The 18170-nt window shown below is 62.3% G+C and carries 17 protein-coding genes; 4 read left to right on the top strand and 13 right to left on the bottom strand.

Annotated elements, in window-relative coordinates:
- Nucleotides 1-340 precede the first annotated feature (340 nt).
- Nucleotides 341-1204: an RNase adapter RapZ gene (gene rapZ, locus ASN89_RS12850; RefSeq protein WP_046681712.1), complete on the top strand. Its 864-nt coding sequence runs from the start codon at nucleotides 341-343 to the stop codon at nucleotides 1202-1204.
- Here rapZ and ASN89_RS12845 read toward each other — a convergent pair whose 3' ends face one another.
- The 8 genes from ASN89_RS12845 to ASN89_RS12810 form a co-directional block, all read right to left on the bottom strand.
- A complete protein-coding gene (locus tag ASN89_RS12845; protein ID WP_046681711.1) occupies nucleotides 1205-2290 on the bottom strand; it encodes an enoyl-CoA hydratase/isomerase family protein in 1086 nt (361 codons plus the stop codon).
- A gap of 135 nt (nucleotides 2291-2425) precedes the next feature.
- On the bottom strand, nucleotides 2426-2788 hold the full coding sequence (hpf, locus tag ASN89_RS12840) for a ribosome hibernation-promoting factor, HPF/YfiA family (protein WP_034753331.1): 363 nt from the start codon (nucleotides 2786-2788) through the stop codon (nucleotides 2426-2428).
- A gap of 69 nt (nucleotides 2789-2857) precedes the next feature.
- The gene (locus ASN89_RS12835; RefSeq protein ID WP_058049514.1) at nucleotides 2858-4336 is read right to left on the bottom strand and encodes an RNA polymerase factor sigma-54; all 1479 of its coding nucleotides are present in this window, start codon (nucleotides 4334-4336) and stop codon (nucleotides 2858-2860) included.
- Nucleotides 4337-4340: 4 nt separating this feature from the next.
- Nucleotides 4341-5096 carry an LPS export ABC transporter ATP-binding protein gene (lptB, locus tag ASN89_RS12830; protein WP_034753325.1) on the bottom strand — a complete coding sequence of 252 codons (756 nt, stop codon included), beginning with the start codon at nucleotides 5094-5096 and terminating at the stop codon, nucleotides 4341-4343.
- Entirely contained in the window at nucleotides 5096-5677 is a 582-nt protein-coding gene (lptA, locus tag ASN89_RS12825; RefSeq protein ID WP_046681709.1) for a lipopolysaccharide transport periplasmic protein LptA, read from the bottom strand. The genes lptB and lptA overlap by 1 nt, the downstream gene beginning before the upstream one ends.
- Before the next feature lie 25 nt (nucleotides 5678-5702).
- Nucleotides 5703-6314: an LPS export ABC transporter periplasmic protein LptC gene (gene lptC / locus ASN89_RS12820; RefSeq protein ID WP_046681708.1), complete on the bottom strand. Its 612-nt coding sequence runs from the start codon at nucleotides 6312-6314 to the stop codon at nucleotides 5703-5705.
- 42 nt (nucleotides 6315-6356) lie between these two features.
- The gene (locus ASN89_RS12815) at nucleotides 6357-6890 is read right to left on the bottom strand and encodes a KdsC family phosphatase (RefSeq protein WP_046681707.1); all 534 of its coding nucleotides are present in this window, start codon (nucleotides 6888-6890) and stop codon (nucleotides 6357-6359) included.
- The gene (locus ASN89_RS12810) at nucleotides 6890-7900 is read right to left on the bottom strand and encodes a KpsF/GutQ family sugar-phosphate isomerase (RefSeq protein ID WP_082654546.1); all 1011 of its coding nucleotides are present in this window, start codon (nucleotides 7898-7900) and stop codon (nucleotides 6890-6892) included. The genes ASN89_RS12815 and ASN89_RS12810 overlap by 1 nt, the downstream gene beginning before the upstream one ends.
- A gap of 108 nt (nucleotides 7901-8008) precedes the next feature.
- Here ASN89_RS12810 and ASN89_RS12805 point away from each other — a divergent pair, with 108 nt between their 5' ends.
- Nucleotides 8009-9988, top strand: a complete 1980-nt coding sequence (locus tag ASN89_RS12805) for a monovalent cation:proton antiporter family protein (protein ID WP_058049513.1) — start codon at nucleotides 8009-8011, stop codon at nucleotides 9986-9988.
- Here the strand turns inward: ASN89_RS12805 and ASN89_RS12800 are convergent, their stop codons facing one another.
- The 3 genes from ASN89_RS12800 to ASN89_RS12790 all read right to left on the bottom strand — a co-directional run bounded on the left by ASN89_RS12800 (nucleotide 9989) and on the right by ASN89_RS12790 (nucleotide 13254).
- Nucleotides 9989-11146 carry a sensor domain-containing diguanylate cyclase gene (locus ASN89_RS12800; RefSeq protein WP_046681705.1) on the bottom strand — a complete coding sequence of 386 codons (1158 nt, stop codon included), beginning with the start codon at nucleotides 11144-11146 and terminating at the stop codon, nucleotides 9989-9991.
- A gap of 34 nt (nucleotides 11147-11180) precedes the next feature.
- Nucleotides 11181-12032 (bottom strand): MOSC domain-containing protein, encoded by an 852-nt coding sequence (locus ASN89_RS12795; RefSeq protein WP_058049512.1) that lies wholly within the window; start codon nucleotides 12030-12032, stop codon nucleotides 11181-11183.
- Between the two features lie 127 nt (nucleotides 12033-12159).
- Nucleotides 12160-13254: a type II asparaginase gene (locus ASN89_RS12790; protein ID WP_046681703.1), complete on the bottom strand. Its 1095-nt coding sequence runs from the start codon at nucleotides 13252-13254 to the stop codon at nucleotides 12160-12162.
- 133 nt (nucleotides 13255-13387) lie between these two features.
- On the opposite strand from ASN89_RS12790, the gene ASN89_RS12785 reads away from it, so the two are divergent.
- The gene (locus ASN89_RS12785) at nucleotides 13388-13780 is read left to right on the top strand and encodes a hypothetical protein (protein WP_152988553.1); all 393 of its coding nucleotides are present in this window, start codon (nucleotides 13388-13390) and stop codon (nucleotides 13778-13780) included.
- Nucleotides 13777-14613, top strand: a complete 837-nt coding sequence (locus ASN89_RS12780) for a MipA/OmpV family protein (RefSeq protein WP_058049510.1) — start codon at nucleotides 13777-13779, stop codon at nucleotides 14611-14613. The genes ASN89_RS12785 and ASN89_RS12780 overlap by 4 nt, the downstream gene beginning before the upstream one ends.
- Nucleotides 14614-14635: 22 nt before the next feature.
- Here the strand turns inward: ASN89_RS12780 and ASN89_RS12775 are convergent, their stop codons facing one another.
- Together ASN89_RS12775 and ASN89_RS12770 are read right to left on the bottom strand one after the other, a co-directional pair.
- Entirely contained in the window at nucleotides 14636-17086 is a 2451-nt protein-coding gene (locus tag ASN89_RS12775) for a TonB-dependent receptor (RefSeq protein ID WP_058049509.1), read from the bottom strand.
- A 99-nt stretch (nucleotides 17087-17185) separates the two neighbouring features.
- A complete protein-coding gene (locus tag ASN89_RS12770; RefSeq protein ID WP_058049508.1) occupies nucleotides 17186-18169 on the bottom strand; it encodes a siderophore ABC transporter substrate-binding protein in 984 nt (327 codons plus the stop codon).
- Nucleotide 18170 lies beyond the last annotated feature (1 nt).

The raw sequence follows: 18170 nt of genomic DNA, 5'->3' as shown, positions 1-18170 counted from the left end.
AAGGGCGAACCGTTACGCAGGCACGCAGCAGTGCTGCGTGAATTCCCTGCTGCACCAACGACTCGCCATGAGTGGCGATTAATGTTGCCAAGGAGTTCGCCCTTGCAAGGGCGAACCGTTACGCAGGCACGCAGCAGTGCTGCGTGAATTCCCTGCTGCACCAACGGCTCGCAATGAGCGGGGATTAGCAACGTAGGTCGGATTAGCGGGGCAACGCCCTGCGTAATCCGACAACATTGTTGACGTGTGCAGCAAAGAAATACCACAGTCCAAATTGCAATAATTTGTAAAGATAATTGCCTTGGGAGCAGAGCGCCGATCTTTATTGTATGATCGGGCTATGCATATCGTCCTTATCACCGGAATATCCGGTTCCGGTAAATCCGTCGCGCTCAATGTGCTGGAAGATACCGGCTACTATTGTGTCGACAACCTGCCACCGGCCTTGCTGCCCAGCCTGGTGCAAACCCTGCTCGACGAAGGTACACCGCAACTGGCCGTCGCCGTCGATGCGCGCAGCGCCGAGTCGCTCGTCAGCTTGCCGCACAATGTGGCGCTGCTGCGAGACCAGGGGCACGACGTCAAGGTCATGTTTTTGACGGCCACCACGCATTCGCTGGTGGCGCGCTTCTCGGAAACGCGGCGCAGCCATCCGCTGTCGCATGAATTGCGCCCGAACCAGAATCCGGCCAGCCGCCGCACCCTGATCGAGTGCATTTCGGAAGAGCGCGAACGCCTGTCGGCCATCGAACAGCTGGGCCACGTGATCGACACGTCGGAACTGAGCGCCAACAAATTGCGCGCCTGGATCAAGGATATGATCGCCTCCGAACGCGCGCCGCTGACCCTGTTCTTCGAATCGTTCGCCTTCAAGCTGGGCGTGCCGCTGGATGCCGATTTCGTCTTCGACGTGCGGGCCTTGCCCAATCCTTATTATGACCTGGCGCTGCGCCCGCTCGACGGCCGCGACGCGCCCGTGATCGCCTTTCTCGACGCGCAGCCAAGCGCACTGGAACTACTGGCCGACATCCGCACCTTCATCGAAAAATGGCTGCCGTCATTCAAGTCCGACAACCGCAGCTACCTGACGGTGGCGCTCGGTTGCACGGGCGGCCAGCACCGCTCCGTGTACATGGCGGAACGGCTGGCGCAATACTTCGGCCCGAATGAACGGGTCGTGCTGCGCCACCGCGAGCGTAGCTAGTTAATTCAAGTGGCGCAGCGGATGCGCTTGGGCCGGCCAGACGGGCGCAAAGAAGCGCGCCACCATGGCCGCGTCGACCTCGTCCAGGGTTGATGGATTCCAGCGCGGCGCATTGTCCTTGTCGACCACCAGCGCGCGCACGCCCTCGAGCACTTCGCCATGCTCGAAATTGTGGCGCACCACCGTGCGCTCCAGACGCAGGCAATCGGCCACGCCCAGGTGAGCCCCCCGCTGCAGCAATTCCAGGGTCACCGACATCATCAAGGGCGAACGCAGGCGCATGGCCGCCAGCGCCTTGGCGGCGAACGCGCTGTCGTCCTGCGCCAGCGAGGCCATGATGGCCGCCACGGAGCCGGCGCCGAAATGGCGGTCCAGCGCCGCGCGCGCCGCCGCCAGCGAGGAAACGCCTGCCTGTGCCTGAAACGGCGCGGCCAGGGCCTTGATGGCCACCGGCAAGGCCTCGCCCGGCGTCGACTCGAACAGGGCCAGCAGCGCCCCCATCTGCGCCTCGGGCAGGTAGACATCGGCCAGGTCCGTGTACAGGGCGTCGGCCGCGCTGATCGTCAAGCCCGTCAAGCCCAAATACAGGCCCAGCTGGCCTGCCAGGCGGGACAGGAAATAACTGCCGCCCACGTCGGGAAACAAACCGATATTGACTTCCGGCATGGCCATGCGCGTGCGGCCCGTCACGATGCGCAGGCGGTTGCCGGGCCCGGCTTGTGCCACGCCCATGCCGCCGCCCATCACCACGCCATCCATCACGGCGATATACGGTTTCGGATAGAAATGAATCAAATGATTTAAAGCGTATTCTTCCGTAAAGAAATCTTCCAGCAAGGCGCTGCCGCCTTGCGGCGTGGCCAGGCCCGCATCGTAAAAGAAACGGATGTCGCCGCCGGCGCACAGCGCTTTTTCGCTGCTGGAACGGATCACCACTGCGTCCACCTGCGGGTCGTCGCGCCAGGCCAGCAGGGCCGCGCTCAGGGCGCGCACCATCTCCAGCGACAGGGAATTCAAGGCTTTCGGGCGGTCGAGCACGATGTGCCCCGTGCGGTTGCGGATGGAGGTCTGGACGAAGTCGCTCATGGCAGGCAGGAAAGAAGTGAAAGTGCAAACATTCTAGCCCCTGTGCGGGGAACATTGCGTTCAAAAGGTACGGGCGCAAAAAAGGGCGCAAGATGTGCGCCCTTAGTTGATCACAACTGCTGGAAGCGGGTGGCCTTAAACGGCGACGACGGCGTCTTCCTCGGAGTTGTCTGGCAGATGCTTGATCGCCTCTTTACCGTGCCCTTGCACTTTGGTTTTGTATTTCATCACTTGCCTATCGAGCTTGTCGATCAGGGCATCGATCGCGGCATACAGGTCTTGCGCCAGGCTTTCCACATAGACGGTTTTGCCACTTAAACGCAGGTTGACTTCGGCCTTTTGACGTTTTTCTTTCTCTTTGAGGTTATCCACGGTCAGAATCACGGCGATATCGATAACTTGATCGAAATGACGTTTCACGCGTTCCAGCTTCGTTTGTACGTATTCACGGATGGCTGGTGTCACTTCGAGATGATGTCCGCTGATGGTGAGATTCATACACACTCCTAAAGATGATCGGGTTCGTGCGGTCCATCCTATCCGGCCCGCAGAGGAACCGAAAAAAACTTACAAACACTTACGCAGGCTCACTGGCGGAATTTTCAACGCTTCCCGGTATTTGGCAACAGTACGTCGCGCAATCACCATGCCTTGTTCCCCCAGCATGTCCGCAATCTTACTGTCGGATAAAGGATTTTTAGGGTCTTCTGCTCCTGTCAGTTGCACGATCAATGCCCGTATCGCCGTCGATGACGCTTCGCCCCCCGCTTCGGTGGCGACGTGGCTACCAAAGAAATATTTCAACTCGAACATGCCGTGCGGGGTCAGCATGTACTTTTGAGTTGTTACCCGCGAGATAGTACTCTCGTGTAAACCCAGTGTATCAGCTATTTCACGGAGCACAAGGGGGCGCATGGCAACGGCCCCGTGCGAGAAAAAGTTCTTTTGTCTTTCTACTATCGCCTGTGCCACGCGCAGGATCGTGTCGAAGCGCTGGCGCATATTCTTGATCAGCCACTTGGCTTCCTGCAACTGTGCGCCCATGGCGCCCTCGCCCTTGCCCTGCTTGAGCAGGTTGGCATACATGGCGTTGACGCGCAGGCGCGGCATCACATCGTTGTTCAAGGTGACTTGCCAGCCATTGCGCGCGCGCTTGACGACGACGTCGGGCACCACGTAATCGGACACGTCCGAGGCGAACACGGCGCCCGGATGCGGATTGCACTGGCGAATCACCGTCTGCGCTTCGCGCAAGTCTTCATCGTCGCAATCGAGGGCTTTTTTCAGCTTGTTGAAATCGCGCTGGGCAAACCAGGCCAGGTGCTTTTCCACGATGACGAGGGCCATGCGCCGCGTCACCATGGCGATGTGCGGCAAGCGCTTGATCTGCAGCGCCAGGCATTCGGACGCATTGCGCGCGCCCACGCCGGGCGGATCGAAACTTTGCAGCAGCGACAAGGCCGTGCGCATCTCGTCGGCGTCGATTTCCAGCTCTTCCGGCAGGCGCGCCAGAATGTCGTCGAGCGACTCTTCCAGGTAGCCATTGTCGTCGAGCGCGTCGATGATCAGCTCGACCAGCGCGCGGTCGCGCAATTCGAGCACCGTCACGCGCATCTGTTCCATCAGGTGTTCGCGCAGGGTGCAGTGATGGGCTTCCAGTTGCGGGCGCGAATCTTCGTCGTCGGGCGCCTTGCCCCGGCTCGCCTCGCTCCAGTCGCTGTCACCGCCATCCACGGCAGCTGGCCCCTCGCCCGCCTCGCCGTCAAAGGTTTCCGCTTCGGCCGGCGCCGCGGGCGCTTCCTGGCCTGGCGGCTGGGGCGGCGCTTCGGCCGGTGCGGCCGTGGAACTCAAGGCCCCGTCGGACAGCAGGCGCAAGGAGCGGTCGAGCGGATCGTCGAGGCGCTCGAGCAGGGGATTATCCGTCAGCAGTTGCTCTAGTTCCTGGTGCAATTCCAGGGTAGACAATTGCAACAGGCGTATCGATTGCTGCAACTGCGGCGTCAGTGCCAGGTGCTGCGAAGTGCGCAGCTGCAATGATTGTTTCATTGGCTTACATGCGGAAGTGTTCGCCCAGATAGACCCGGCGTACCGACTCGTTCGCGATGATGTCGTCGGGGCGTCCCGACGCCAGTACCGAGCCCTGGTTGATGATATAGGCACGGTCGCAAATACCCAGCGTCTCGCGCACATTATGATCGGTGATCAGCACGCCGATATTGCGCTCCTTCAAGAAGCGCACGATGCGCTGGATCTCGATCACGGCGATCGGATCGACGCCGGCGAACGGCTCGTCGAGCAACACGAAACGGGGATCGGTGGCCAGCGCGCGGGCGATTTCCACACGGCGGCGCTCGCCACCCGACAGGGACAGGGCCTGGTTCTCGCGCAGCTTTTCAATCTGCAAGTCGGCCAGCAGTTTATCCAGGCGCTCCTCGATCTCGGCCTTCTTCAGGGGGCGGCCTTCGACGGTCTGGATTTCCAGCACGGCGCGGATATTGTCTTCCACCGTCAGCTTGCGGAACACGGACGCTTCCTGCGGCAGATAGGACAGACCCATCTGCGCGCGGCGGTGGATCGGCAGGCTGGAAATGTCCACGCCGCTGATATCGATGCTGCCGCCGTCCGACGGCACCAGGCCGACGATCATGTAGAACGAGGTGGTCTTGCCGGCGCCGTTCGGGCCCAGCAAACCCACCACTTCGCCGCATTCGACTTGCAGCGAAACATCATGCACGACTTGCCGCTTGCCATAGGTTTTTTGCAGACCGCGAACGATCAGGGTGCTGCCGCAACGAGTATTGTCCATTATTTCTTTCCTGGCGCAGGCGTGGCCGGCGCTTTCTCCGCCGCCGGCGCCTTGGTCTTCGGCTGGATCACCATGCGCACGCTGCCGCCATCGGGGGTGCTGGTGCCGCTGTTGGAGTTTTCCATCGCAAACACTTCCTTGCGGCTGTCATACGAGATGAAGGCGCCATTGGCCACGTCGGTTACTTTCGTGCCTTCCAGGCGCGTCAGCTTGGCCCGGGAAAACAGTTTCACCACTTCCGTCTTGTTGTCGTATTCCACGCGCTCCGCTTCGCCTTCGACCCACAGGTCGCCAGCGCCATCGCGCTTCTGGCGGAAGGTGGCCAGCTTGCCGGGATCGGCCCAGAAGGTGATGAACTGGTAGCCTTGCGGGTCTTCCGTGATCAGGGCCCGGCCCGCCTTCATGGTCAGGGTGCCTTTCACCAGCACGACGTCGCCCGTCAGGGTACGCACCTGCTTGACGTCATCGACGTGGCCGCTGCGTGCCGTGATGACGGCTTCCTTCTCGGAATCGGCCTTCTCGGCATGCGCCACGCCCATGATGGCCAGCGAAAATACGGTCAACAGCAAGATGTTCTTCATAGTATGGTTTCCTTGTTTCATTCTGTCATTTTGCCGCCGCGGCCGGGCGCGGTTTCGGCGGGAGGACCATGCGCAGCGCATTCTGCACTTCCACCTCGCCGGTGGCGTTATTGGCTTTCATGCCGATGCCATTGAGGCGCGAGGTGCCCGTCAGGATATCGACAGGCACGTCCGTTTCCATTCTTTCCTCGTCCGGAAACACCGTCAGCGCTTCCGTCTTGACCGTCAGGTTCTGCGCCTTCGGACTGGCCACGCGGTCGATCACGACCTTGCGGTGCAATTGCAACCGGGTATTGTCCTGGTCGATATGCGCCAGTTCCGCGTTCATGTTCAACGGCGGCATGCCGGGCGTGAGCTTGCGCACGAAGGGCTGGTCGATATCGGACGAATCGTCGGCCGGATAATGCGTAAGCTTGGTGCCCGATACGATATAGCTGGGCTTACCCGTCAAATCCATGCGCACCAGGCTGAAATTGGTGATGAAATAGTCAGGCTCATCCAGATGCTTGCTGGCCTTGATGTCCTGGCTGTTCTTGTTCATCACTTCGAGCAGCCAAAAGCTGCCCAGCGCGACAACAACCGCGCCCAGCAGGGTAAAAATCGTGCGCCAGCGATGGGCGCCTCCTGGCTTACGCATAGGGTTTCACTCTTTCCAATATCACTGGCGGCAAGGCGCGCCTCACTCCAGGAACGGCGCCATGACGCGCGCATAGTTGTCCTGGGCGCGCAGCAGGAATTCGCAGATCTCGCGCACGGCGCCGCGGCCGCCGCCGGCCTGCGTCACATGGTGCGCCAGGTCCTGCGCTTCCGGGCGCCCGCCCGGCACGCTGACGGCAAAACCCACGCGCTTCAGGATGGGTGCATCGATGACGTCGTCGCCGATATAGCCGCATTGCTCTTCCGTCAAGCCCGTCAGCGCCAGCAGTTCGCGAAACGGCGTCAGCTTGTCGTGGCCGCCCTGGTGCACATGGGTAATGCCCAGGTCCTGCGCGCGGCGCGCCGTGATGGCCGAGCGGCGCGCGCTGATGATGGCCGTCTGCACGCCCGATTCCTGCAGCAGCTTGATGCCCAGGCCATCATACACATTAAACGTTTTCATCATCTCGCCGTCCGGGCCGAAATGCAGGCTGCCGTCGGTGAGCACGCCATCGACGTCAAAGATCATCAGTTTGACCTTGGCCGCGCGCGCCAGGTTGTCCGCTACGCTGTCCATCAGATCACCTTCGCTTGCGTCAGATCATGGATATGCAGCGCGCCCACCAGCTTGCCGTCGGCGTCGACGACCAGCATCTGGTTGATGCGGAACTGCTCCATCACGGCCACGGCATCGACGGCCAGGCGCTCGGGCGCGATGCTGCGCGGCTGCGCATGCATGACATCGCGGATCGCCACTTGCGTGAAATCCTGCACGCGCTCGAACATGCGCCGCAAGTCGCCATCCGTAAACACGCCCACGGGGCGGTTGTCCCCATCGACAACGGCCGTCATGCCCATGCCCTTCTTCGTCATTTCTTCCAGCGCCTGCAGCAGGGAAGCCTGCACGGGTACCTTCGGCACCCGTTCGCCGCTGCGCATGACGTCATGCACGTGCGTGAGCAGGCGGCGGCCCAGGGCGCCACCCGGGTGCGAGCGGGCGAAATCTTCTTCCTTGAAGCCGCGCAAGTCGAGCAAGGCCACGGCGATCGCGTCGCCCAGGGCCAGGGTGACGGTGGTGCTGGCCGTCGGCGCCAGGTTCAGCGGACAGGCTTCTTTTTCAACGGAAATATCCAGGTGCACATCGGCCAGCTGGGCCAGGCTGGAATTCGGTTTGCCCGTCATGGAAATCAGTACGCCGCCCATGCGCTTGACGACGGGCATGATGGCCATCAGTTCGGACGACTCGCCCGAGTACGATATGGCAATAAAAGCATCGTCCGAGGTGACCATGCCCAAGTCGCCATGGGCCGCTTCGGCCGGATGCACGAACAGGGCCGGCGTGCCGGTGGAAGCGAGGGTGGCGGCAATCTTGCGCGCGATATGGCCGGACTTGCCGATGCCGGAGACGACGACTCTTCCTTTGCATTGCAGCAACAGCGCCACGGCGCGGCCCACGCTGTCGTCCGTGGCCAGGCGCGCGTGCAGCGCAACGATGGCGTCGGACTCGATCTGCAAGGTAGTACGGGCCAGCGCGACAGCGCGCTCGGTCGTCGCTTGCATGTCAATTCGATCAAAAGCTTTCAGCATTGTTTTTTCATGGGTTACACTCATGCCCAAAGTATAAACGAATTAGGAAAGCAAAAAACTTGCCAGTCACAACAAACAACGATTTCCATTGACCGTACCGGGCAACCCATGTTTTCCTCGCTTGAACTGACCCTGATGTTACTCGGCAGCGCCGTGCTGGGCGTGGTCGCTTTCAGAATGTTGCATTTGCCGCCCATGCTGGGCTACCTGGCCGTTGGCATCGTCATCGGGCCCCATGCGCTGGGCCTGGCGGCGGAAAACGAGGCCAGCCACACCCTGGCCGAGTTCGGCGTCGTCTTCCTGATGTTTTCCATCGGGCTTGAATTTTCCCTGCCCAAGTTTCTCGCCATGCGGCGCATCGTCTTCGGCCTTGGCATGGCGCAGGTGGTCACCACCATCATCGCCACCGTCGTCTTCGGCTGGCTCGTCGGACATTACCTGTCCGCCTACATCCACCTGAGCTGGCAAGCCGCGTTCGCCCTGGGCGGCGCGCTGGCCATGTCGTCAACGGCCATCGTCTCGAAAATGCTCACCGAGCGGCTGGAACTCGAAAGCGAACACGGGCGCAAGATCATCGGCATTTTGCTGTTCCAGGACTTGGCCGTCGTGCCCCTGCTGATCCTCATTCCCGCCCTCACGCGCGATTCGGACAACCTGGCCGAAACCCTGGCCTGGGCCGGCGGCAAGGCCCTGGTCGTACTCATTTTGCTCTTGTTCATCGGCCAGAAGATGGTGCGCGGCTGGCTGACCATCGTCGCCAAGCGCCGTTCGCAAGAATTGTTCATGCTCAACCTGCTCCTGATTACCCTGGGCGCGGCGTGGATCACGGAGCGGGCCGGGCTGTCGCTGGCCCTGGGCGCTTTTGTTGCCGGGATGCTCATTTCCGAGACGGAATTCAAGCACCAGGTGGAAGAGGATATCAAGCCCTTCCGCGACGTGCTGCTGGGCCTGTTCTTCATCACCGTCGGCATGCTGCTCAATATCCGCGTGGTGCTTGACAACTGGTGGCTCGTACTGCTCTTGCTGTGTGGCCCCGTGCTGCTGAAATTTGCCCTGATTGCGGGCCTGGCACGGCTGTTCGGCTCCAGCAACGGCGTGGCCTTGCGCACGGGGCTGGGACTGGCCCAGGCGGGCGAGTTTGGCTTCGTGCTGCTGAACCTGGCTGGCGGCATCAAGCTGATGGACCCGTTCGTCGTGCAGGTGGTGCTGGCCTCGATGGTGCTGTCGATGCTGGTGGCGCCCTTCCTCATCGCCAAGTCGGACGCCATCGTCATGAAACTGGCGGCCAACGACTGGATGATGCAATCGTTGGCGCTGACGAAGATCGCCACGCGTACCATGGCGTCGCAGAAACACGTGCTGATCGCCGGCTTCGGGCGCAGCGGGCAAAGCCTGGCCACCCTGCTGGCGGAAGAAAAGATCGAATACCACGCGCTGGACCTGGATCCGGAACGGGTGCAGGAGGCGCAGCTGGCCGGCGCCCACGTCTCGTATGGCGACGCGGGCCGGCGCGAAAGCCTGGTGGCGGCCGGCATCTACCGGGCCAGCGCCGTCGTGATCACGTACGCCAACACGCCATCGGCACTGAAGTTATTGCATCTGCTTAATGAGATGGCACCGACCTTGCCCGTCATCGTGCGCAGCCACGACGATACCGACCTCGACCAGTTGAAGAAGGCGGGCGCGGCCGAAGTGGTGCCGGAATTGATGGAAGGCAGCCTGATGCTCGCTTCGCACGCCTTGATCATGATGGGCGTGCCCCTGCGCCGCGTCGTGCACCGGGTGCAAGCGGCGCGCGAGGAGCGCTATGCCTCCTTGCGCGGTTATTTCCATGGCACCAGCGACGCGGGCGACGATGCCGAACTGGAACGCTTGCATACGGTCACCGTCAGCGAAGGCGCGCATTGCGTGGACTTGCCCCTGAGTGCGATCGACGTGGCCGGCTGCGGCGCCTTTGTGACAGCCATCCGCCGCGGCCGCGGCCGCCTCGACGTCACGCCCGAGACGCAGCTGGCCAGCGGCGATGTGGTGGTGCTGCGCGGCACGGCCGACGCCGTGGCCAAGGCCGAAACTTTACTATTGAAATAATTAACCGGGCTGCGCCTGCCAGCTGACAACCTTGTTGCGGCCATCGGCCTTGGCCTGGTACAGCGCCTGGTCGGCGTGCGCCACCAGTTGCTGTGCCACCGTTTCGATCGGCAGCAGCGCCGCGTCCGCTTCCAGGCTGGCCACGCCGATCGACACGCTGACCCACGCCTGCGCGCTGCCCGGCAAGTCGAACATGGTGCCGGCGATGCTGGCGCGGATGCGTTCGGCAACGAAGGTCGCGCTGTCGAGGTTGGCGTCGATCAGCAGCACGACGAATTCCTCGCCGCCGAAACGGCCCAACGCATCGGAGCGGCGCAATTCCGTGCGGATGCGCGTGGCCACTTCGCGCAGCACTTCATCGCCGCCCTGGTGGCCATGCGTGTCATTGACCAATTTAAAATGGTCGATGTCGATATACATGCATGAGATGCAATAATTCTGGCGCCGCGCGCGCGCGATCTCTTCCAGCAGGCGGCGGTCGATATAGCGGCGGTTGTAGACGCCCGTCAGGGAATCGGTCAAACCGATGTATTTGAGCATTTCATTGCTGATCACGTTTTCCAGGCAAATGGCGATGATGGAGGCCATGTGCTTGATGAAATCCGTGCCCAGCGCGGGCGTAAAACGCGTCACGTCGCTGCTGGCCAGGTTCAGGCTGCCAATCAGGCGCTTGTTGCGCAGCAAGGGCACCAGCGCCACGCTGCGCAGCGCGTCGATCTGCGGAAAACGGGGGCCATGCACGGCCGCATCGAAGGCACCGAGCAGCGGCATCGGCGGCAAGGCCGCTTCGCCTTCGGCCACGGGCTTTGGTGCGGCAAAACCCAGCTCCGCCACGGTGTGCACGAACAGCAACTGCGGGAAGGCGCTGAAATCGACGCCCAGCTTTTCCATCACCAGCACGATATCGTCATCCTCGTCGAGCAGGCTCAAGGTGACGCCATCGAGGTCGGAAATCACGGGCAAGGTGCGGAAAATGGTGCCGATCAGTTCGGGAAACGTGGACGCGCTGACGATTTCCAGGTCGAACGCCTGGTGGCGGCACATGATGTCGTGGTTGCGCTCAACCTGTTCCAGCAGGAAAGCCATGCGCGCGCGCAAGGCCTGGTTTTCGGCTTCGAGGCTGGCAATGCGCGGGTCCGGCGGTATTGCTTGATTCATAGAAACCTTAAACCCTTGTGTGCGGGCGCCATGCTTAAAATGCCAGTTCGAAACCGATGTCCTGCCCCACCACGATACGCTCATCGCCGCCTTCAGTGACGATGGCGTTCATGCCGAAGCAGATGGCGCCGTCCAGCTCGGGCTTGGCGCGATAGCCATGCATGACGTCGAGCGGGTCCGGGCCGGGCACGCCCGTAGCCTGGTCCACGGACGGGATCGGACAGCGCGAGCACGGCTTGACGGGTTTCAAGGTGGTCGCGCCGAATTGCAGGAAGTCGGCGTAGTCTTCCTCGAAGGCGCCGATGTCGCCGATGACGAGGTTGGGGCGGAAGCGGTTCATCGGCAGCGCTTCACGGCCGGCGGCGCGCAACTTGTCATTCACGTCATCGAGCGAGGCATTGCCCGCGATCAGCACCGGATAACCATCGGCAAACATGGTCTCGGCAGCCACGCCGTCCGTCCATTTGGTGCTGGTGGCGCGCACCACATCCGGATGAAAACGCGCCAGACGGCACGGCACGCCGATGGCCTGGGAAAACCAGGTGGCCGTCACCTCGTCGCAATCGTAGGCGCGCACGCTATCGTCCCACACTTGCACGTCCAACATGGGCGCCAATTGCGGATGCGGCAAGCCCAGCTCGATTTCCAGACGCAGCATGCCCGGCGCGCGCAATTCCAGGGTGGTGGCCTTGATGGATGGCACGATCAGCGCCATGCGCGGATGCTCGCGCTGGGTCAGGAAGCGGTCTTGCGCATCGACCACCATCCATTCGCGGTCGAATACGTGCTCGCTCATCAGCCCCGAGCGCGTCAGGACCGCCTCGCGCAAATGGATGCCGGCGCACGATTTGATCGGATACAGGATGATGTCGGACAGGATAGCCATGGACAGGGGAGAAGAACAGTGTGGCTGCTTCTGCCAGGAAATTATTCAGAAGCGAAGTATGGCAGCAAAGCGGGCAAGCGTAAATCGGCCAGGCTCAGCCGATGAGGCTGGCCTGGCGCGGTATTGATCAATACGTGTAGAAAATACGCTGGATTTCTTGCGTGCTGTTCGTTTTGGTCAAGGCCAGCATCAGCAGGATGCGGGCTTTTTGCGGGTTCAGGGTGTCGGATACGACACTGTCGAGTTCATCGTCGTTGGCTTCGCCATTGCGCGCCACGATGCCTTGGCCGACTCGGCTCGAACGCACGATCAGCACGCCCTTCTGGCGCGCTTCCACCAGGGCCGGCTTCATTTGCGCGGCCACGCTGCCATCGCCCACGCCTGCGTGGATGATGCCCTTGGCGCCAGCGGCGATAAAGGCGTCGATGCCGACACGGTTCATGTTGGCGTAGCCGTAAACGATGTCCACTTGCGGCAGAGCATCGAGCTTGCTGATGTCAAATTCCGTTTCCAAGGTGTGCTTGCGCGTCGACTGGCGGTAGAAGAAAGGCTTGCTGCCCTGGATGTAGCCGAGCATGCCCAGTTCCGGCGACTTGAAGGTGTCGGTGGTCGAGGTGTTGGTTTTGGTCACTTCACGCGCGGCGTTGATCTGGTCGTTCAAGGCCACCAGCACGCCCTTGCCCACGGCTTCCTTGCTACCGGCCAACAACACGGCGTTGTACAGGTTGATCGGGCCGTCAGCCGAGATGGCCGTCGATGGACGCATGGCGCCCACCACGACGACCGGCTTGTTGCTCTTCACGGTCAGGTTCAGGAAATACGCCGTTTCCTCGATGGTGTCGGTGCCGTGCGTGACGACCACGCCATCGACATCGTTCGAGGCCAGCAGCACGTTGATGCGCTTGGCCAGGGTCAGCCAGTGGCTGTTGCCCATGCTTTCACTGGCGATCTGGAATACTTGCTCGCCTTTTACGTTTGCCACTTTCTTCAATTCCGGCACGGCCGCGATCAGGCGCTCGACGCCCACGGTGGCCGAGGTGTAGCCGACGGTGGTGGTGCTGTCGGCACCGCTACCGGCGATGGTGCCGCCCGTGGCCAAGATCACCACGTTCGGCAATTTGACGGCCGCCTGCTGCGCGCGCGCCGGAGATGCGGCGATAAAGCCCATCAGCAAGGTAGCCAGCATCAGCTGTGCACAAGAATGGAATTTGCGTGAAAACATGGTGCTCCTGTTCGGTGATGTGTCAAAGATAACAAAGTCGTGTGCAAATTATATGTCATCAGTGCTACAAAAAACCCCAGATTCACGCGTATCGCGCAAACGTGCGCCCCTTCCCATGCGCTACAGTGGCGCCATGTCCACACTCCTGTCCTTCCGGTCTTGCCTCGTCCTGCCGCTCATCTTGATGGCGCTGGGCGCCTGCTCCACGCAAATCGAACTGCGCACGGCGGCGCAGCAGGAACAGTTCGCGCGGGAAGCGGCCAGCCAGGGCGACTGGGCACAAGCCATGCGCAACTACGCGGACGCAGCCGACAATGCCGAACTGGGCCATGGCGATCTCGCCTGGCAGGCGCGGTTGCACCACGAGGCGGGACGCGCCGCCAGCGCCGCCTGCCGCGACGAAGCGGCCAAATTTCATTTCCGCCGCGCCATCGCGCTGGCAAAGAAAAGCAATCAATTGAGCGCCCTCAGCGACAAGGCGCTGGAATCGCTGGCGGCAGGCAAACCTTGCGGAGCCCCTCAATGAACATCACGCGCACCCTGCTGGCCGCCTGCGCCCTGTTCGCCGCCACGGCGCCGGCGCGCGCCGCCGAAGCACCGCTGCCATTGTGGGAAGCGGGCGTGTTTGGCGGCACGGCCGTCACGCCCGCCTATCCCGGCGCCAGCGAGCGCTCGACGCGCAGCCTGGCCCTGCCCTATCTGATTTATCGCGGGAAAGTCTTGCGCGCCGACCGTTCGGGTGTGGGCGCGCGCCTGCTCGATACGGACCGCCTCGACTTCGATATCGGTTTTGCCCTGTCCTTGCCGGCCCGCTCTCGCGACGTGCCGGCCCGGCGCGGCATGCCCGACCTGGGTACCCTGGTGGAATTTGGCCCGCGCCTGAAAATCAAGCTGGCCGAGCCGACGCAGCACAGCCGTCTGGCGCTGGAACTGCCCTTGCGCGCCGTCATCGAAGCGCGCGGCGGCCTGCGCCGCCAGGGCGCCACGTTCGAGCCGCGCCTCGTCTACGCGCTGCAAGGCGAACAGCAGGCATGGCATGTCGACGCCAGCCTGGGCGCCGTGCTGGGCAATGCCGCCATCAACGATTATTTTTATGGCGTCAGCCCCGCGTATGCCACCGGCCAGCGGCCCGCGTATGCGGCAAAAAGCGGGCTGATGCTCACGCGGCTGGGCCTCGGTGGTTCGTACCGGCTGCATGCGGACTGGCGCGCCTTTGCCTTTCTGCGCTACGACAACTACACGGGCGCCGCCAACCGCGCCAGCCCCCTGCTGCGCCAGAACAGCGGCACCTCGGCCGGCATCGGGCTGATGTGGACGTGGCGGCGTTCGGACAGCCTGGCGCGGGGCCCGGACGAGTAATAACGAGTAACAGCAAGACGGCTTAAAACTCCGTCGTGGCCGACAGCATGAAAGTGCGCGGCGCGCCCAGACCCAGGCTGGTCCATTGCGGCAGCGCCCAGTACGCCCGGTTGCCGACGTTCGTCACGCTGGCGCGCACGGTCAACGGCTGGCCAGCCGCCTTCGTCGCATAGCGGGCGCCCAGGTCAAACACGGTACGGCCCGGCACGGACATCGAATTGTCGGCATTGATATATTGCTTCGATGCCGCCGTCGCATTCGCCGTCAGGGTCACGCCGGGGATGGCAGGCGTATCCCATTCGATGCCGAGCTTGGCTTGCAGCTTGGGCACGCCCGCTGCCTGCTTGCCCTGGTTGGCGCCGCCCGGCGTCTTGCTCAAGACCGGGTTGACATACGCCACGCCACCCATCAGGCGCACGTCGCGCAGGGGCGAACCGAAGAAACCCCAGTCGACGCCGCGGTTGCGCTGCTCGCCGCCAAAGGAAAAGATATTGCTGACGGGATCGACATAGCTGCTGGGCCGCTTGATTTCGTACACGCTGACCGTATGCGCGAACTCGCCCAGGTCGACCTTGACGCCAGCCTCCATCTGCTTCGATTTATAGGGAGCAAAGACGTCGCCCGCGTTGGCCGCCGTCATGGGAGCCGTCGCGCCCTGGCTCAAGCCTTCGATGTAATTGCCATACAGGGAAATGTTCCTGGCGGCCTTGACCAGCAGGGCGACGACCGGCGTGGTGGCGCCTTCGTCATAGCGCGAGGTGCGCGCGCCCGTCTTGATATTGAAGTTATCACTGAGCACTTCCTGGCGGCGCAAACCCACCGTCAATTGCACGGTGTCTTGCGCAAAAGAAAGCGTGTCGACCAGGCCGACACTGGCCAGGCGGAGTTCCGCCTTGGAAATTTGTGGCGCCTCGAAGCGCGTCGCCGGACCCCAGACGGGGTTATAGATGTTCGTGATCCAGTCTTTTGCCAGGGTATTTCTGCGCCCGTACTGCTTGTCCGTATGGTGATAATACGTGGCGTTGACGGCCCATTGATGACCGATATCGCCCGTGCGCAGCTTGCCGCGCAAGCCCGCCTCCGCCGACTGCTTTTCCACATCAAAACCCAGGTCGGCAAGATTGGTGCGATAGTCGCCAGCCGTGTTGAACACCTGGATCAGGTACGCGCCCGTCGACTGATAGTCGGCCCGGCTGGCGCCCACGGCGGCATACGCCATCACTTGCTCATTGACGTCCAGCTCGCCGCGCAGCATGGCGCCCTTGTCCTTGGTATCGTAGAACGCCCAGCTGGGATTCAACAAGGTTTCCGCTTTCGGCGGACGCGGCACGGGCAAGCCGGGGGCCAGGTTGACGCCCCGGTTCAAGCCATCCGCGCGGTCCTCGCTGTGGTACAGGTCGGCGGACAGGCGCGCACCGTTGCCACGCCAGTCCAGCCCCACGGAGACGAGCTTGGTCTTCTTTTTCTGATGGTCGATGGCGCCCTCGCCATCGCGGTAGACGCCGTTGATGCGGATGCCGAACTGTTGATTCTCACCGAACCGCTGGCCCAGGTCCACATGGCCGCCCCATTGCGCGTCCGACATATACGATGCCGTCACCCTCGCCAGCGGCGTCTCGCCCGCGCGCTTGGGCACGAGGTTGATGCTGCCGCCTACCGAGCCGCCCGGTGGCATGCCATTGAGCAATGCTGACGGTCCCTTCAGCACCTCGACGCGCTCGAACATTTCAGGCGAGGTGCGGTAGTAGGGCGAGATGCCGTACAGGCCGCCAAACGCGACGTCGCCGATATTCGAGCTGAAGCCCCGTATCGAATAATTCTCGCCGATGATGCCCGTCATGCCGCTGCTGAAGACGGTGGGATCGGTGGCGGAAATCACATCGGTGATGTCGCGCGCCTGGCGGTCTTCGATGAATTTATCCGTATAGTTGATGGTATTGAACGGCGTTTCCATGAAATCCTTGTCACCAAGAAAACCCACGCGGCCGCCGGACGCCACTTGCCCGCCTGCGTAGGCATCCGTCACGGTGCTGCCTTTGCCCCAGACCGTCACGGCCGGCATGGTGGCGGCTTCGGCGGCGGCGCCATGCGCCGGCTCGCGGCGCACCGTATAACTGCCATTGCCCTCACGCACGGCTTGCAAGCCGTGGCCGCGCAACAATTCGTAAAAGCCTTCGGGTACGCTGTAGCTGCCGGACAGGCCGGCGCTGTTCTTGCCTTGCAGCAGGCTGGCCTCGACCGTCAATTCCACGCCCGCCTCGGCGGCGAAAATGTTGAGCGCCGAGCCCAGCGCACCGGCCGGCACGCTGAACGCTTGCCGGGCCTGGCCCGCCCCCGCTTGCGCAAAGGCCGGCGGGGCCGCCACGCCCAGCGCCCCCGCGGTCAAGCCCGTGATGAGCGCCACTTGCACGGCGGTGGCGATGCGGCTCAGGTTCAAGGCGGGAAGGTGGCGTGTTGCCATGCGGTGTGTCATACAGTAAATCCTTTCAGATGGGATGATTGCTTGTTCTCACCCTATCTCCCGAACGAAAAGGCAAAATCCTCAATACAAATACGAATCATTACGAAAATATTATTGATAGCCTTTCAGCACATCGTCGATCACCCGTTTCAGCGACGTCACGCTGGCCGCCGTGATGTACCAGGCATCCGCATCGACGAAGACGACGCGGCCGCTCTTCCAGGCATTGGTCTGGCGCAGCAGCGGATTGGCCATCTGTTCGGCCGTCATGACGGGACGGTGTTCCATCACGGCCGTACGGTCGACAACATAGATGATGTCCGGATTGGCTTGCTGGATGAATTCGCTGGAAATAGGCTGGCCATGCAAGCCCGCTTCGATGGCCGTGCTGGCAGGTTTCACGCCCAGCGCATCAAAGACAAACCCGTAGCGCGACTGCGCGCCGAATGAGCTGAAGGCGCCGTTGTTGTGCAGCACGATCAGCGCTTTCTCGGGACGCTCCCGGGTCACCTTGCGCGCATCCGCCACCCTGGCGTCAAGTTCGGCGGCTTTCCGGTTGGCGAGGTCTTCCTTGCCGAAGATACGGCCCAGGGTCAGCAAGTGCTGCTTGACCACGTCGATATGCTTGCTTTCACTGTTCTGGTAATCCACGTCGAAATGCAAGGTGGGCGCGATCTGACTCAGTTCCTTGTAATGATTGGCCTGGATCGACGTCATCAGTATCAGATCGGGCCGGAGCGCGTGGATGTGTTCCAGGTTCGGCTGCACGATGGCGCCCAGGTCGCGGATGTTCGCGTCGTCCTTGTAGCGGGTGAGGAAATGCGGCACATAATCCTTCACCATGCCGGCCACGGGCACGCCCAGCTGGTCGAGGAAATCGACTTCATTCATGTCGAGCACGGCCACCCTTTGCGGACGATGTTGGATCACCGTCGTGCCCAGTTTATGCACGATGGTGATGGGAGCAAATGCCTGCTCCGACGTGGAAGCGGCAGGCGCCGGCGGCGCCGTGGCCACCTTGTCGGTGCAGCCTTGCAGGACGGCCATGGCGGCGAGCAGCACGGCCAGCGCGCAGTGGGATTTGTTCCAGATCATC

This window comes from Janthinobacterium sp. Ant5-2-1 (assembly GCF_001445815.1).
Lineage (GTDB): Bacteria > Pseudomonadota > Gammaproteobacteria > Burkholderiales > Burkholderiaceae_D > Janthinobacterium > Janthinobacterium lividum_E.
The sequence above is the reverse complement of the archived record's forward strand: the minus strand, read 5'-3'. Positions and strand labels throughout refer to the sequence as shown.

Coding starts and splice junctions, on each gene's coding strand:
- lptC (WP_046681708.1), bottom strand. CDS start 6,314: ATGCGTAAGCCAGGAGGCGCCCATCGCTGGCGCACGATTTTTACCCTG.
- ASN89_RS12810 (WP_082654546.1), bottom strand. CDS start 7,900: ATGCTGAAAGCTTTTGATCGAATTGACATGCAAGCGACGACCGAGCGC.
- hpf (WP_034753331.1), bottom strand. CDS start 2,788: ATGAATCTCACCATCAGCGGACATCATCTCGAAGTGACACCAGCCATC.
- ASN89_RS12770 (WP_058049508.1), bottom strand. CDS start 18,169: ATGATCTGGAACAAATCCCACTGCGCGCTGGCCGTGCTGCTCGCCGCC.
- ASN89_RS12845 (WP_046681711.1), bottom strand. CDS start 2,290: ATGAGCGACTTCGTCCAGACCTCCATCCGCAACCGCACGGGGCACATC.
- ASN89_RS12775 (WP_058049509.1), bottom strand. CDS start 17,086: ATGACACACCGCATGGCAACACGCCACCTTCCCGCCTTGAACCTGAGC.
- lptA (WP_046681709.1), bottom strand. CDS start 5,677: ATGAAGAACATCTTGCTGTTGACCGTATTTTCGCTGGCCATCATGGGC.
- ASN89_RS12835 (WP_058049514.1), bottom strand. CDS start 4,336: ATGAAACAATCATTGCAGCTGCGCACTTCGCAGCACCTGGCACTGACG.
- ASN89_RS12795 (WP_058049512.1), bottom strand. CDS start 12,032: ATGGCTATCCTGTCCGACATCATCCTGTATCCGATCAAATCGTGCGCC.
- lptB (WP_034753325.1), bottom strand. CDS start 5,096: ATGGACAATACTCGTTGCGGCAGCACCCTGATCGTTCGCGGTCTGCAA.
- ASN89_RS12805 (WP_058049513.1), top strand. CDS start 8,009: ATGTTTTCCTCGCTTGAACTGACCCTGATGTTACTCGGCAGCGCCGTG.
- ASN89_RS12785 (WP_152988553.1), top strand. CDS start 13,388: ATGTCCACACTCCTGTCCTTCCGGTCTTGCCTCGTCCTGCCGCTCATC.
- ASN89_RS12800 (WP_046681705.1), bottom strand. CDS start 11,146: ATGAATCAAGCAATACCGCCGGACCCGCGCATTGCCAGCCTCGAAGCC.
- ASN89_RS12780 (WP_058049510.1), top strand. CDS start 13,777: ATGAACATCACGCGCACCCTGCTGGCCGCCTGCGCCCTGTTCGCCGCC.
- rapZ (WP_046681712.1), top strand. CDS start 341: ATGCATATCGTCCTTATCACCGGAATATCCGGTTCCGGTAAATCCGTC.
- ASN89_RS12790 (WP_046681703.1), bottom strand. CDS start 13,254: ATGTTTTCACGCAAATTCCATTCTTGTGCACAGCTGATGCTGGCTACC.
- ASN89_RS12815 (WP_046681707.1), bottom strand. CDS start 6,890: ATGGACAGCGTAGCGGACAACCTGGCGCGCGCGGCCAAGGTCAAACTG.